Below are 14,732 nucleotides of genomic sequence, written 5' to 3'. Positions count from 1 at the left end.
CCGAACGTGATCGGCCGGGCAGGGCACAATGGCTCGCTGTGACCACAGCCATTCACCAGAGGATCGCCGAGGAGCTCGGGGTGCGGCCCGCGCAGGTCAGCGCCACCGTCGACCTGCTCGACGGTGGTTCCACCGTTCCCTTCATCGCCCGATACCGGAAGGAAGCGACCGGCGCGCTGGACGACACCCAGCTCCGCACGCTGGAAGAGCGCCTGGGCTACCTCCGCGAGCTGGAAGACCGTCGGGCGGCTGTGCTCGAATCGATCCGGTCCCAGGGCAAGCTGGACGAGGCGCTGGAGGCCTCGATCCACGCCGCCGACTCCAAGGCCCGGCTGGAAGACCTCTACCTGCCCTACAAGCCGAAGCGGCGGACCAAGGCCCAGATCGCCCGCGAGCAGGGCCTGGAGCCGCTGGCGGAAGGCCTGCTGGGCGACCCGACGCAGGACCCGCAGGAGGTGGCGAAGGCGTACGTGACCGAGGAGGTCGCGGACGTGGCCGCCGCGCTGCTGGGCGCGCGGTCGATCCTCGTCGAGCGGTTCGGCGAGGACGGCGACCTCATCGGTGAGCTGCGCGAACGCATGTGGACGCAGGGCCGGGTGGCGTCCAAGGTTCGGGAGGGCAAGGAGGAGGACGGGGCCAAGTTCTCCGACTACTTCGACTTCTCCGAGCCGTTCGCGAAGTTGCCCTCGCACCGGATCCTGGCGCTGCTGCGCGGGGAGAAGGAGGAGGTGCTCGACCTCCAGTTCGACCCGGCGGACGAGGACGAGCCGACCGGCTACGAGGCGCGGATCGCGTCCCGGTTCGGGGTGGACGACCGGGGCCGTCCGGCCGACCGCTGGCTGGCCGACACGGTCCGGTGGGCGTGGCGGACCCGGATCCTCGTGCACCTGGGCATCGACCTGCGGTCCCGGCTGCGGGCGTTCGCCGAGGACGAGGCGGTGCGGGTGTTCGCGACGAACCTGCGTGACCTGCTGCTGGCGGCCCCGGCGGGCACGCGCGCCACGATGGGCCTCGACCCCGGTTTCCGGACCGGCGTGAAAGTGGCCGTGGTCGACGCGACCGGCAAGGTCGTCGACACGGACGTGATCTACCCGCACGTGCCCGCGAACCGGTGGGACGAGTCGATCGCGAAGCTCGCGCTGCTGGCGAAGAAGCACGACGTCGACCTGATCGCGATCGGCAACGGCACCGCGTCCCGCGAGACCGACAAGCTGGCCGCCGACCTGCTCAAGCTGCACCCCGACCTGAAGTTGACCAAGGCCGTGGTGTCGGAGGCGGGCGCGTCGGTGTACTCGGCGTCGGCGTTCGCGTCGGCCGAGCTGCCCGGCATGGACGTGTCGCTGCGCGGCGCGGTGTCCATCGCCCGCCGGTTGCAGGACCCGCTGGCCGAGCTGGTGAAGATCGACCCGAAGTCCATCGGCGTGGGCCAGTACCAGCACGACCTGTCGGAGGCGAAGCTGTCGCGCTCGCTGGACGCGGTGGTCGAGGACTGCGTGAACGCGGTCGGCGTGGACCTGAACACGGCGTCCGTGCCGCTGTTGACGCGGGTCTCCGGCATCACCGCCGGGCTGGCGGAGAACATCGTGCAGCACCGTGACGGCAACGGCCCGTTCCGCTCGCGCAAGGCGTTGAAGGAGGTGGCGCGGCTCGGCCCGAAGGCGTTCGAGCAGTGCGCGGGCTTCCTCCGCATCCCGAACGGCGACGACCCGCTCGACGCCTCCTCCGTGCACCCCGAGGCGTACCCGGTGGTGCGCCGGATGCAGGAGCGTGCGGGCGGCGAGCAGTTGATCGGCAACACGGCGGTGCTGAAGTCGCTGCGGCCCCAGGAGTTCGTGGACGACAAGTTCGGCCTGCCGACCGTCACCGACATCCTGCGCGAGCTGGAGAAGCCGGGGCGCGACCCGCGGCCCGCGTTCAAGACGGCGACGTTCGCGGACGGCGTGGAGAAGATCTCCGACCTCAAGCCCGGCATGGTGCTGGAGGGCCAGGTGACGAACGTGGCCGCGTTCGGCGCGTTCGTGGACATCGGCGTGCACCAGGACGGTCTGGTGCACATCTCGGCGTTGTCCAACACGTACGTGAAGGACCCGCGGGACGTGGTGAAGTCCGGCGACGTGGTGCGGGTGAAGGTGCTGGAGGTCGACATCCCGCGCAAGCGCATCGGGTTGACGCTCCGCCTGGAGGACGAGCCGGGCCGCAAGCCGCCGCGTGAGCAGCAGCAGCCGCAACGCGGTGGGCAGCGCGGCGGCCAGGGCGGCGGGGGCAAGCCGCGTCAGCAGGAACGTCCGCCGGCGAACGGCGCGATGGCGGAGGCGCTGCGTCGGGCGGGGCTTGGCAAGAAGTGACCGGGGGTACCCGGCTGCCCATGAAGGTCGTCGTCACGGGCGCCAGCGGCAATCTGGGGACGGCCCTGTGCCGGGTGCTCGCCGACGCGGGTGACACGGTGGTGGGCGTCTCGCGGCGGGTGCCACCGAATTCGCCCGGTTGGGTGACGTGCGATATCGGGGCGCCGGCCGCCGAAGTGGTGTTGGGGCGGGCGTTCGAGGGTGCGGACGCGGTGGTGCACCTGGCGTGGGCGGTGCAACCCGCGCCGGGTGACCCGGACATGCGGCGCACCAACATCACCGGCAGCGCGCACGTGCTGCGTGCGGCGGAACGGGCTGGGGTTCCGCACGTCGTGGTGGCGTCGTCGGTCGCCGCCTACACGCCCGCGTCGACGCCCGTGAACGAGGACTGGCCTCGCGGCGGGGTGGCGGGGAGTGCCTACAGCGCGCAGAAGGTCGAGTTGGAACGGATGCTGGAGGGGCGCGCGGGGGTGGCGGTGGTGCGGCCTTGCGCCGTCGTGCAGCCCGACGCGGGCGCGGAGATCGGCCGGTGGGCGCTGAGCCCGCTGATCCCGCCCCGGGTGTTGGGCAAGCGGTGGCTGCCGGTGCCGCTGTGGCCGGGGCTGCGGGCGCAGGTCGTGCACGCGCAGGACGTGGCGCGGGCGATCCTGGTAATCCTCCGGCGGCACGCGGTGGGCGCGTTCAACGTCGCGGCCGATCCGCCGTTACGGGCGCCGGAGGTGGCCCGTGCCTTCGGCGGGTTCCTGCTGCCGGTGCCGTTGCCGGTGCTGCGCGCGGTGATGTGGCCGACCTGGCGGCTGGGATTGCAGCCGGCGCATCCGGGGTGGTTGCTGCTGGCCGGCCAGGCGTCCCTTGTGGACTGCGGTCGGACGCGGGCGCTGGGGTGGGAGCCCGAGCACGATCCACAGGAGGCGTTGACGTCGTTCGTGGCGGCGGTCGCGGAGGGGCGTGGCACGTGGGGGCCGCTCGCGCCGCGGCGCAAGAGTTGGTGGCGCAGACTGGGCTTCGGTCGGCCGGTGCATCAGAGCCAGGGAGATGTGCGTTGAGCGATGTCGTGGACGCCGTGGTCATCGGGTCCGGTCCGAACGGGTTGGTCGCGGCGAACCTGCTCGCCGACGCGGGGTGGGACGTGCTGGTGCTGGAGGCCGCGGACGAGCCGGGCGGCGCGGTGCGGACGGCGGAGCTGACCGAGCCGGGGTTCCACCACGACCTGTTCAGCGCGTTCTACCCGCTGGGCGCGGCGTCGCCGGTGATCACCGGGCTGGACCTGGAGCGGCACGGGCTGCGGTGGCGGCGTGCGCCGGACGTGCTGGCGCACGTGCTGCCGGACGACCGGGCCGTGGTGCTGTCGCAGGACGTGGACCGGACGGCGGCGTCGGTGGAGTCGTTCGGCGCTGGTGACGGTGACGCGTGGCGGGCCGAGTTCGACCGGTGGCTGCGCCTTCGCCCGCACCTGCTCGACGTGCTGATGCGGCCGTTCCCGCCGGTCCGGGCGGGTGTCGCGTTGGCCGGGGTGCTGGGCGTCGGCGGCGGGCTGCGGTTCGCGCGGTCGTTCCTCCAGTCGGTGCGGTCGTTCGGGGACGAGCGGTTCTCGGGTGAGGGCGCGCCGTTGTTGTTCGCGGGCAACGCGATGCACACCGACCTGGGGCCGGACCAGGCGGGCAGCACGGCGTTCGGGTGGCTGCTGTCGATGCTCGGGCAGGACGTCGGGTACCCCGTGCCGGAGGGCGGGGCGGGGGCGTTGACGGGCGCGATGGTGCGGCGGCTGGGCGGCGTCGTGCGGTGCGGGCGTCCGGTGACGCAGGTGATCGTGGCCGGTGGTCGTGCGCTGGGCGTGCGTGACGCGGACGGCGGGTTCGTGCGGGCGCGCAAGGCGGTGCTGGCGGACGTGCCCGCGCCGGCGCTGTACCTGGGGCTGGTCGGGGCGGAGCACCTGCCGCCCAGCCTGGTGGCGGACCTGGGGCGGTTCGAGTGGGACGACGCGACGATCAAGGTGGACTGGGCGTTGAACGGGCCCGTCCCGTGGACCGCCGAGGGCGCGCGCGGCGCCGGGACCGTCCACTTGGGAGGCGATTTCAACGGCTTGTCGCTCACCAGCACCGAGATCGCCTGCGGGCAGGTGCCGAGCACGCCGTTCGTGATCATGGGCCAGATGACGACGACCGACCCGACCCGGTCGCCCGCGGGCACGGAGACGGCGTGGGGGTACACGCACGTGCCGCGCGGTGAGCGGTGGACGGCGGACCAGCTCCAGCGGCGGGCGGACCAGGTCGAGGAACTGGTGGAGCGGCACGCGCCGGGCTTCCGCGACCTCGTCCGGGCGCGCGTCGTGCACGGCCCGGCGGACCTGGAAGCGCACAACCACAGCCTGATCGGCGGATCGATCAACTCCGGCACCGCCTCGATCCACCAGCAGCTGATCTTCCGCCCGGTGCCCGGCCTCGGCCGTGGCGACACCCCGGTGGACCGCCTGTTCCTCGCCAGCGCGTCCGCGCACCCCGGCGGCGGCGTCCACGGCGCACCCGGCGCGAACGCGGCCCGTGCCGCGCTGGCCCGCAACGGACTGGCCGGTGACGCCTACCGCCTCCTCATCCGCTCGCTGTCACGCACGTTCCACTAGCGCGGGCCCTTGCGGACGGCCAGGTCGGCCAGGCGGCGCAGGGATTCGCGGTTGCGCGGGCTCAGGTAGAGGGACTGGACCTGCTGGGGGAGGAGCGCGGGCGGGCCCTTCACGGCCTCCTCCCGCATGGTGATCTCGGCGCCGTCGTGGCGTTCGGCGAGTTCCAGCCGGATGCGGGCGGCGCCGAGCGGCCACACGCGCGCCTCCAGTTCCAGCATCCGGGGCGGGTCCACGTCCAGCACCGTGGTCACGTCCTGCACGGCCAGCGGCCACCCGCCGACGCTGTGGTGGATCCGGGTGCCGGTGCCGGGCCACCCGGCGTCGACCTCGCGGATGTGCGCCGCGCCCACCACCCAGCCCGCGTAGGACCACCCGTCGGCCAGCACCGCGAACACCCGTTCCACGGACGCCGGCACCGTCAAGCGCACCTCGATCATGCCCACCCGGATTCCCCCGGCCGGCACGCGGAAACTACTTGGCGCGGGTGCCCTTGAGCTTCACCAGATCGGATTCGAACAGGTTGGCGACCACGGCCAGGCCGCCGGGTGTCGCCGGGTCCGGCCGGGAGATGTAGGACTTGGTCGTGGACGGCCGCCCGACCAACGAGAACCGCAGGTCACCGGTGAGGTCGTTCGTCGCCACCTCGTTGGTGTCCTGGAACGCGCGCAGCACGCCGTCACGGGTCAGCTCCCGCGCCTCGCACGCCTTCTCCAGGATCGCGGCGAACGCCATGCCCACCACGTAGCCGTGGTCCACGGAGCCGGTCGGCGTCAGGTCGGGGTGCTTGCGGGTGAACGCCTCCGCGACCGCGCGCGGCCCCGGCAGGTCGGTCCAGAACGGCGCGATCGGCGACACCACCTGCACCCGCTGGACCACGGCGCCCGCCGCGGGCGTCGCGAGGATCTGCGGGTCGTAGCCGGGCACGCTGACCAGGAACGGCACGTCCCAGCCGAGCCGTTCGGCGGTCGCCACGGCGATCGCCGTCTGCTGCGGCGACGTGCTGAGGACCACGGCCTTCGCGCCGGTCGCCCGGAGCTCGGCGATCTGGGCCGACACGTCGGCGGTCTCCGCCACGGCCTTCCCGATGAGCCTCAGGCCCCACTGCTCGGCGACGAACGTGCTGCCTTCGAGGGCGTTGACGCCGTAGTCGCTGTCGAGGTGGACGTGCCCGACGGTGTCGCCGTCGTTGATCAGCCCGGTGCGCTTGAAGTGGTCCAGGCCGTTGATCACGTCGAGGTCGTAGGTCGTGCCGACGATGACCATGTGCGGGTTGCCCAGCAGGGTCGCCGACCAGGACGCGGGCGCGGCGATGGCCCGGGTCTGCATCAGGTCCGGCTCGATGGCCTCGGTCATCGGCGCGCCGGTGATGTCCATGAACCCGAGCACCTCGGGCTCCAGCTCGAAGTACTTCTCCAGCGCCCGGTCGACGTCGTAGCCGTGGTCGGCCTGCTTCAGCTCGACCTTGCGCCCGCAGATGCCGCCGCGTGCGTTGAGCTCGCCCAGGAACAGCTCGTAGCCCTTGATCCGGATGAGGGACGTGGGCGAGAAAGGGCCGGTCATGTCGGTCAGCACGCCGAGCGAGATGGTGTCCGCGGTGACGCCCGGACCGGTCTTGACCGGCTTCTCATCCTCGGCGGCGCAGCCGGACACGCCGACCAAGGCGAGCACGGCACAGCCGACGACGAGGTTGCGCACGACGGGACTCCTGCCACTCACGTTACCGATGGGTACGGAGTATTGACAGAAGTAGCCCGAAACGCCTGGCGATGTGACATACCGCACGGTCGGTGAACTTTTGGGGCGTGGATCCGTACCCGCCGTTCACCGTGAAAGCCGCGAGGAGCTAGGAAGTTCCCGTCGATCCTCGCGGCACCACGCCTGACCGGCACGCACACCTACAGGTAGGAGCGCTGTCCCCACGGCATCGCCGCGGCGAGCTGCGCACGCCTGCCGATGTCGAGCTTCCGGTAGATGCGGGTGATGTGGAGTTCGACGGCCCGGGTGGAAACCGAGAAGTGCTCGGCTATCTGCCGGTTCGTCATGCCCTCCAACATCATCAGCGCGATCCGGTGCTCGTGCGGCGTCAGCGGCTCACGCGAACGCGCTTCCGCGGTCTGCCCGTCGCGCGGCCGGACGATGCCCGGCACACGCTCACCTTCGGGCACACCGAGTAACACGTGCCACTGACGGATCCGCACCTCGGCGATCGATTGCGATCGCACGTACGGGTCACCGCGCACCAGGTCCCGGGCAGCGGCGTCGTCCGGCACTTGCACGATGAGCAACACGCCGGAACCGTCGGCCCAGGGGCCGGTTCCGACTAGCACACCCTGCTCGGCGAGCGGACGCCAATATTCCCGGTGCGCGAGATGAATGGATCTCCGCACCTGGCGCGCATCACGAAATGTCAACTCAACGGCGAAAGCCACTGGACTGATCCCCATTTCATTCCGCGGCCGACTTTCGCCGCATACTCAACTGGGGCGTTTATACACTGTCAAGTGGGCGGACTCACAACCGTGATATGGGAATCCAATGACCCCTATAGCCGCTTTTCAAACCCGTGCTCCGCATAGCGGTCGTCATTGAACGGAGCCACCTCGCGGTAGCCGTGCCGGGCGTACAACGCGCGGGCTTCCACCAGGTCAGAGCGGGTGTCCAGGCGGATCACGGTAGCCCCAAATGAGACAGCGGCACGTTCCGCCGCAGAGAGCAACGTCGCTCCCCCGCCCGTGCCGCGGACGGTCGGGTCGACGAACATTCTCTTCAGTTCCGCACTTTCGGGACCGACCATCCGGAACCCGACGCATCCTCGCACGACGCCGTCGCGGCGGGCCACCAGGAAGACGGCTAGATCATCCGTCGGGTCGTCGGCGATCGCCTGGTCCACCTCGTCCGACGTGGCCGGACGGCCGTAGTACCGCTCGATGATGTCCGCCAGGTAGGTTCGGATCACCGCTACGGCGAGGGGGCTGTCAACCGGCTCCGGCTGAACGGTCCAAGAAGTCACGGGCGGATTTTCACCCACGCTGGGCCATTCGGACACATGGTTTTCCGCATTACGGACGCGTGTAAAGTCACGTTCCGTGGCAGCGCAACTGGTCCGCGTGGAGCGGGACGCGGTCGGGCCGGCCGTGCTCACCGTCGACGCTCCCCCGCTGAACCTCTACACCGCCGAGTTGCAGGACCTGCTGGAGGCGGCGGTCGAGGACCTGGAGGCACGTCCCGCGCGGGCGTTGCTGATCCGCTTCGAGGGCAAGGTCGTCAGCGGCGGTGTCGACGTGCGGCTCTTCGCCGAGCAGCGGACGTCCGCGCGGGCGAAGGCGCTGTTCGACCAGATGCTGGAGCTGCCGGACCGGGTGGCCGAGCTGCCGTTCCCGACCGTGTTCGCCGCGCACGGGCTGTGCCTGACGTGGGCGTTCGAGCTGGCGATGGCGTGCGACATCGTGCTGGCCGCCGAACGGGCGAAGTTCGGCCTGGTGGAGAAGGTCGTCGGGCTGACGCCGACCATGGGCGGCACGCAGCGGCTGGCCGCGCGGGCGGGCGTGGGCCGGGCCAAGGAGTTCGTGATGACCGGCGACCTCTACGACGCGGCCACGCTGGAGCGCTGGGGCGCGGTCAACCGGGTGCTGCCGGACGAGGGTTTCGACGACGCGGCGCTGGAGTTCACGCTCGCGCTGGCGACCGGGCCGACGCGGGCGCACGCGGCGACCAAGCGGGTGTTGGCGCACTTCGAGAACGGCGGCGTGGCCGAGGCGAACGAGCACGTCACGGCGATCGCGGCCGAGCTGTTCGACACGGAGGACCTGCGCGGCGCGGTGCGGTCGTTCCTCGCCGACGGGCCGGGCAAGGCGACGTTCGGCGGCCGTTAGCGCGGGTCGTAGACGGTCGAGCCGTACCAGGCCAGGGCCGAGCGCAGTTCGACCACGTCGCGGTCGCGGCGCTTGCGGTAGCGCTCGTGCGAGATCGGGTAGACGCGCAGGCCGCCCTTGTGCGTGGTGAAGCTGCCGCGGCCCAGTGATTCCGGCGTCTTGGCGGCGCTGACCAGCCAGACCACCAGCCACGGGCGGGCGTGGTGCGCCTCCACCTTGACGCGGGAGATCGCGTACCACGGCAGGCGGCGCGACTCGCTGCCGTTGGACAGCGTGATGCCGTCCGGGCCGACGTCCACGGTGAGCGGCGCGCTGGCCACGCCGACCAGCAGCCGGACCGCGGCGAACGCGAACAGCAGGAACCCGAGGAACGCGGCCAGTCGCACCGGGTTCGGCGCGGCGGCGTCCGGGTTGGCGATGGCGGCGGTGACGAGCGCGGCCATCAGGTTCGCGCCGGCCCAGCTCGCACCCACCGCGCGGGAGGTCTTGAACCGGACCCCGGTGGGCCGGATCTCCTTGCGGTCCGGGTCGATCCGGACGGGCGCGGGCACCGGCGTGACGAGCGTCGGCGGCTTGGGCGGCGGCTCCTCCACCATGACCCTGGTCGGCGGCTTGCCGGGCAGGTTGCCCAGCTCGGTGTGCCGCTGTTCGACCACGGTGCGGATGCGTGGGGGCAGCCAGGACGGTTCGGCCGACGGCGGGCCGATCAGCTCCAGCAGCCGGGCGGGCGTCGGGCGGTGCGCCGGGTCGCGGACCAGGCACGGCACGATCAGCGGGACCAGGCCCGGCGGCACCTTGGACAGGTCCGGCTCCTGGTGCACCACGCGGTAGACCAGCGCGGACGTGGCGCCCTCGCCGAACGGCCCGCCGGCAGTCGCGGCGTAGACCAGGACCGAGCCGAGCGCGAACACGTCGCTCTGGGTGGTGATCTTCTGGCCGACGACCTGTTCCGGCGACAGGTAGCCGGGGGTGCCGAAGACGATGCCCGCCTCGGTGAGCGCGGAGTGCTCCAGGGCGCGGGCGATGCCGAAGTCGATGACGCGCGGGCCGTCGTCGGCCAGCAGCACGTTGGACGGCTTGAGGTCGCGGTGCACCAGGCCCGCGCCGTGGATCGCCACCAGCGCTTCGGCCAGACCGGCGGCAAGGCGGCGCACGGCGCGTTCCGGCAGCGGACCGTGGTCGAGAACGGCCTGGTGCAGGCTCAGGCCGGCGATGTACTCGGTGGCCATCCAGGGGCGTTCGGCGTCCGGGTCGGCGTCGACCACGGTGGCGGTCCAGAACCCGCCGACCGCGCGCGCCATCTCGACCTCGCGGCGGAAGCGCTCGCGGAACTCCGGGTTGTCCGCCAGCTCGGGCCGCGCGACCTTGACCGCGATCGGCCGGCCGCCGCGCGACCGGGCCAGGTAGACCGAGCCCATCGCGCCGCGTCCGAGCGCGGCGAGCAGCATGTAGTCGCCGATCCGCGACGGAGCGTTCGGGGGCAGTGGCTGCACACCACCCACCCTAGATGCGTCGGCGGTCCGGTTCGGCCAAGACGGTGAGGTTCGTGAGACCGAGCAGGTCCTGGCTCCGTGCTGCCCACGAGTGGGCCGCGACGGACGTGCGGAGAGTGGCGGCGGGGAGCAGCGGGCCGGTGGCGAGCGTCTCACGGAGGGCCTCGACGAACGCGGTCGGCGTGCGGGCGGCGCGGACCCGGTCGGTGTAGCCGGCCAGCTCGGCGAAGTCGGTGCTGACGACCGGTAGGCCCAGCGCCAGGTACTCCTTCAGCTTGATCGGGTTGGACCGCTTGATCCAGTCGTTGTCCTGCCACGGCATGATCGCCACGTCGAACGCCGACCCGTAGGCCGGGATCAGGCTGTAGGGGCGGAAGCCCAGCCAGTGCACGTTCGGGTACTTGGCGAAGCGCTCCATCGGGTGCGTGGCGTCGCCGATCAGCACCAGCGAGGCGTGCGGCAGCTCGGCGGCGACGCGTTCCAGCAGGTCGAAGTCCACCACGAAGTCGTCCAAGGCGCCGAAGAAGCCGATCCGGGGGCCGGGGATCGACCGCACGTCGTCCGGCCACCGGTCCGCCGGCCGCGCGACGAAGTGGTCGATGTCGACGCCGTGGTCCAGGAAGTGGGCGCGCGCGCCGGTGCGGGGCAGCTCCTCGTCCATCAACGCGTGGCTGACGTACACGACGTGGTCCGCGTGGGCCAGCAGCTGGTTCTCCAGCGCCTCGATCGACGCGCGGTCCGCCTCGGGGAAGTCGGAGTGCCGGTCCGAGCGGTTGAACACCAGGCGGTGCCGGCGCATCGGGGCCACCACGTCCCAGGCGGTCGGGATCGTCACCATGATCACCGGGTTGCGGAGGCCGAGGAACCGCGCCACCAGCCGCACCTGGCCGCGGACCAGCACCGCGTTGACCTTGCGCAGGAACGGCGAGCCGTAGAACGGCAGCGGCAGCGGCGACATCACGTAGAAGTTCGGCATCGGCTTGCGCACGAACTTCGCCACGCTGCGCAGCTTGCGCAGGATCCTCCGGGCCACGTGCGTGCTGTTGCCGCGGGTGGGCATCCGCATGCCGATGCTGTTGACCACCAGCACCTTGCGGTGCGCCGCCATCGACCGCATCAGCTGGAAGTCCGAGTGCGCCCGGTTGTGGTACCACCAGTCCTGCGCGGAGAAGCACACCCAGCCCGGCTCGGGCTCCTCCCCCGGACGGGCGGGCCAACGACGCCAGCGCACCAGGTCGCCGACGGCCTTGCGGTGCTTGACGCCGAGCGGCGCGCGCAGCAGCTCGTTGAGGAGCACGGCCAGCCACATCAGGAACGCGGCCGGTCGACCCTTGTGCTCACGGACCATCCGCACCCGGTTCGTGGTGGCCATCGACCACAGCACCGGCGACGTCGACTGCTCGCCGCCGAAGTGCACGGCGCGCGCCCGCGGCTCGTAGCGGACGGTGTACCCGCGCTTACCCGCGCGCAGCATGTACTCGGTCTCCTCCGAGTACAGGAAGTACCGCTCCTCCAGCACGCCGGTCGCCTCACGCGCCGCACGCGAGATCAGCCACGCCGCGCCGGTCGCCCACGCCGCCGTCCCCGCCGTCTCGTACCGGACGGGGTCGACCACCAACTCGCCCAACGCCTCGAACCGACCGGCCCGCGTGCCGCCGATCAGCGCTTCGCCCAACGCGCGCAACGGGTTCGGCGCACGCCGCAACGACGGCTGCGGCGCGCCGTCGAGACCGGCCAGGCGCGGCACCGCGATACCCGTGCCGGGCATCACCAACGCCGCGCGCAGCAACGTGATCGCCTCCGGGTGGAGCCGGACGTCCGGGTTGAGCACCAGCACGTCGCAGTCCGGCGCGGCGGCGAACCCCGCGTTGACCCCCGCCGCGAAACCGTCGTTCGTGGCGCGCGCCACGATCTGGGCGTCCGGCGCGACCCGGGCGACGATGTCGAGCGTGTCGTCGGCGGAAGCGTTGTCCACCACCACGATCCGACTGTCCGGACTGGACCGCAGCGCGACGGCCACCGACTTCAGGCAGTCCTCGACGACCTCGGCGCTGTGATAGGTCACGACGACCACGGCTAGCGGCACTTCTACTCCCCGGTCCGATTGCCGAACCGGGTGCGCAGCGCGCTCCCGAGCAGGCGGAACGCGAACGGCAGGTCGTCGCGCAGGTAGCGCTTGGCCAACCGGCGCGGTTCGAGCGCGAGTCGGTGCAGCCACTCCGCGCCCAGGTTCTGCACCACTCCCGGCGCGCGCCGGAACTCGCCCGCGGCCATCGGGATGCCCGCGCCACAACCGAGGAACCAGGCCTGCGGCAGTTCCGCTCTCAGCAGCCGAATCAGGCGTTCCTGCTTCGGGAAGCCGAGGCCGACCAGCACCAGGTCCGGTTTGGCCTCCACCGCCTTGGCAACAGCCGCCGCGGTGTCGTCCGGGGACGTGTCGAACCCGAACGGCGGCGAATCCGTGCCCGCCACCCGCAGCCCCGGGTACTTGGAGCTCAGCACGTCGGCGGCCTTCTCCGGCACGCCGGGCTCACCGCCGAGCAGGTAGATCGAACGGTCCTCGCGCGCGGCGGCCTCGGCCAGCGTGAACACCAGCGACGCGCCGGTGACCCGTTCCGGCACCCGAACGCCCGCGAGCCGCCCCGCCCACACCACGGGCATCCCGTCGGCCACCACCATCTCGGACTCGGCGACCAGCGCGGCCAGTTCGGGACGACGGGTCGCGGCGCGCACGATGTCCACATTGGCCGTGACGATCGCGCCGCCCTCCGACCGCCGCCACGCTTCGGTGACGTGGTCGGCGACGCCGGATTCGCTGACGGCCCACACGTCGAGGGCGCCCACGCGGACGCGGGCCTGCGAGATGTCCGGCATACCCGCGTCATCGGGTTCGGGATCGTCCCCGTTACGACCTTGCCCGGCAGCGGTAACGGTTACCCCACGTGACCGATATCGGGAGCATGTACGTCGCGTCCGTCCGGCCCGGTGAGCGGGTCAAGGGCAGGGTTCCCGGCACCGTGGTCGCGCTGGGCGCGGTGAGCCTGCTGACCGACGTCTCGGCCGAGATGATCACCGCGTTCATGCCGTTCTACCTGCTGTTCACGCTCAACATGGGTTACGCCCAGTTCGGCGTGCTGGACGGTCTGTACACGGGCGCCACGGCGGTGCTCCGACTCGTCGGCGGGCACGTCTCCGACCGGACGCGCCGGCACAAGGCGGTCGCCGCGGTCGGTTACGGGCTGTCGGCGGTGACCAAGCTCATCTTCCCGGTGGTGGGGGCGTCCGCGTTCGGCATCGGCGCGACCCTCGCCGTGGACCGCGCGGGCAAGGGCCTGCGGACCGCGCCACGTGACGCGTTGATCTCCTTGGCGACGCCGCCGGACCGGCTGGGCGCGGCGTTCGGCTTGCACCGGACCATGGACACGGTGGGCGCGCTGCTCGGGCCGCTGGTGACGTTCCTGTTGCTGTACGTGGTCGGCACGGTCGCCGGTCCGGTGTTCGTGGTCAGCGCGTGCTTCGCGGTGGTGGGGCTGATCGTGCTGGTGGCGTTCGTGCGGGAGAACCCCCGGCCGGTTCTGGCCGGGCCACGTCCGTCCCTCCGCGCGGGGTTCGCCTTGCTGCGGGACGTCGGGTACCGGCGGGTGGCCGTGGCGGCGGCGTTGTTGGGGTTGGCGACGCTGTCGGACGCGTTCGTGTTCATCCTGGTGCAGAAGGCGACCGACGCGCCGCTGCACCTGCTGCCGTTGCTTCCGTTGGGCACGGCGCTGGTCTTCCTGCTGGCGGCCACCCCGATGGGACGGCTCGCGGACCGGATCGGCCGGTGGCCGGTGTTCCTCGGCGGGCACGTGCTGCTGCTGGCCGTGTACGTGCTGCTGCTCGTGTCCGGCACCGGGTACGTGGGCGTTGGCGCGGCCCTGGTGCTGCACGGCCTCTTCTACGCCGCGACGGACGGTGTCCTGTCCGCTCGGGTGAGCGCGCTGGTGCCGGAGTCGCTACGCGCGTCCGGGCTCGCGGTGGTGCAGACCGGGCAGGCGTTGGCCCGGCTCGTGTCGTCCGTGGCGTTCGGCTTCCTGCTCCAGTTCGCCGCTTTCGGCACGGCCGTGTACGCGGCGATCGGCGCGCTGGTGGCAGCGGTCGTGATCGCCTGGCGGCTCAACGCCTAGCGGGCGCTCAGGCCGCGACGGAGCCGGCGGGTGGTCGGTGCAGCAGGTTCTGCCGGGGCCGCTGCGCCGGGTCGAGGTCAATGCCGCTTAGTTAGTGATCTTGCCGAAGAGGTGGATGCCAGGTGGCCGGTCGTAGCGGGTGCCTGTGTGGTGCGCGCGTTTGATCAGCTTGCTGCCGACGTTGCTGCGTTTGACCACGCGTGGGTAGGAGCGGTGGCGGCGGCCCCGGGCGCGTCGGT

At 71.8% G+C, this 14,732-nt stretch carries 12 protein-coding genes; 5 read left to right on the top strand and 7 right to left on the bottom strand.

Translation table 11 applies throughout. The features are described from left to right. Positions 1-38 precede the first annotated feature (38 nt). The 3 genes from F4560_RS01945 to F4560_RS01935 are packed head-to-tail and all read left to right on the top strand — an operon-like array spanning position 39 to position 4,965. Positions 39-2,345 carry a Tex family protein gene (locus F4560_RS01945; protein ID WP_184915367.1) on the top strand — a complete coding sequence of 769 codons (2,307 nt, stop codon included), beginning with the start codon at positions 39-41 and terminating at the stop codon, positions 2,343-2,345. 20 nt (positions 2,346-2,365) lie between these two features. Further along, the gene (locus F4560_RS01940; protein WP_184915364.1) at positions 2,366-3,391 is read left to right on the top strand and encodes an NAD-dependent epimerase/dehydratase family protein; all 1,026 of its coding nucleotides are present in this window, start codon (positions 2,366-2,368) and stop codon (positions 3,389-3,391) included. Then, entirely contained in the window at positions 3,388-4,965 is a 1,578-nt protein-coding gene (locus F4560_RS01935) for a phytoene desaturase family protein (protein ID WP_184915361.1), read from the top strand. The genes F4560_RS01940 and F4560_RS01935 overlap by 4 nt, the downstream gene beginning before the upstream one ends. Here F4560_RS01935 and F4560_RS01930 read toward each other — a convergent pair. The 4 genes from F4560_RS01930 to F4560_RS01915 form a co-directional block, all read right to left on the bottom strand. Next, positions 4,962-5,402: an SRPBCC family protein gene (locus F4560_RS01930; protein WP_184928834.1), complete on the bottom strand. Its 441-nt coding sequence runs from the start codon at positions 5,400-5,402 to the stop codon at positions 4,962-4,964. The genes F4560_RS01935 and F4560_RS01930 overlap by 4 nt on opposite strands. Before the next feature lie 34 nt (positions 5,403-5,436). After that, positions 5,437-6,660 (bottom strand): ABC transporter substrate-binding protein, encoded by a 1,224-nt coding sequence (locus tag F4560_RS01925; RefSeq protein WP_184915359.1) that lies wholly within the window; start codon positions 6,658-6,660, stop codon positions 5,437-5,439. Positions 6,661-6,860: 200 nt separating this feature from the next. Beyond that, positions 6,861-7,394, bottom strand: a complete 534-nt coding sequence (locus tag F4560_RS01920) for a LuxR C-terminal-related transcriptional regulator (protein ID WP_312868132.1) — start codon at positions 7,392-7,394, stop codon at positions 6,861-6,863. A 113-nt stretch (positions 7,395-7,507) separates the two neighbouring features. After that, positions 7,508-7,975 carry a GNAT family N-acetyltransferase gene (locus tag F4560_RS01915; RefSeq protein WP_312868130.1) on the bottom strand — a complete coding sequence of 156 codons (468 nt, stop codon included), beginning with the start codon at positions 7,973-7,975 and terminating at the stop codon, positions 7,508-7,510. A gap of 76 nt (positions 7,976-8,051) precedes the next feature. On the opposite strand from F4560_RS01915, the gene F4560_RS01910 reads away from it, so the two are divergent. Next, the gene (locus tag F4560_RS01910) at positions 8,052-8,837 is read left to right on the top strand and encodes an enoyl-CoA hydratase/isomerase family protein (protein WP_184915350.1); all 786 of its coding nucleotides are present in this window, start codon (positions 8,052-8,054) and stop codon (positions 8,835-8,837) included. Here the strand turns inward: F4560_RS01910 and F4560_RS01905 are convergent. Genes F4560_RS01905 through F4560_RS01895 form a run of 3 tightly spaced genes read right to left on the bottom strand, consistent with a single transcriptional unit; the run spans position 8,834 to position 13,204 of the window. Beyond that, entirely contained in the window at positions 8,834-10,330 is a 1,497-nt protein-coding gene (locus F4560_RS01905; protein WP_184915347.1) for a serine/threonine-protein kinase, read from the bottom strand. The genes F4560_RS01910 and F4560_RS01905 overlap by 4 nt on opposite strands. A 10-nt stretch (positions 10,331-10,340) precedes the next feature. Beyond that, complete coding sequence (locus F4560_RS45925; protein ID WP_184915344.1) at positions 10,341-12,416, bottom strand: glycosyltransferase; 2,076 nt, start codon at positions 12,414-12,416, stop codon at positions 10,341-10,343. Positions 12,417-12,418: 2 nt separating this feature from the next. Further along, positions 12,419-13,204 (bottom strand): WecB/TagA/CpsF family glycosyltransferase, encoded by a 786-nt coding sequence (locus F4560_RS01895; protein ID WP_184915341.1) that lies wholly within the window; start codon positions 13,202-13,204, stop codon positions 12,419-12,421. Between the two features lie 86 nt (positions 13,205-13,290). Here F4560_RS01895 and F4560_RS01890 point away from each other — a divergent pair, with 86 nt between their 5' ends. Beyond that, positions 13,291-14,493, top strand: a complete 1,203-nt coding sequence (locus F4560_RS01890) for an MFS transporter (RefSeq protein WP_184928833.1) — start codon at positions 13,291-13,293, stop codon at positions 14,491-14,493. Positions 14,494-14,732 lie beyond the last annotated feature (239 nt).

Source organism: Saccharothrix ecbatanensis, from assembly GCF_014205015.1.
Taxonomy (GTDB): domain Bacteria; phylum Actinomycetota; class Actinomycetes; order Mycobacteriales; family Pseudonocardiaceae; genus Actinosynnema; species Actinosynnema ecbatanense.
Note: the sequence above shows the minus strand (reverse complement) of the source record. Positions and strands in the feature narration are given on the sequence as shown.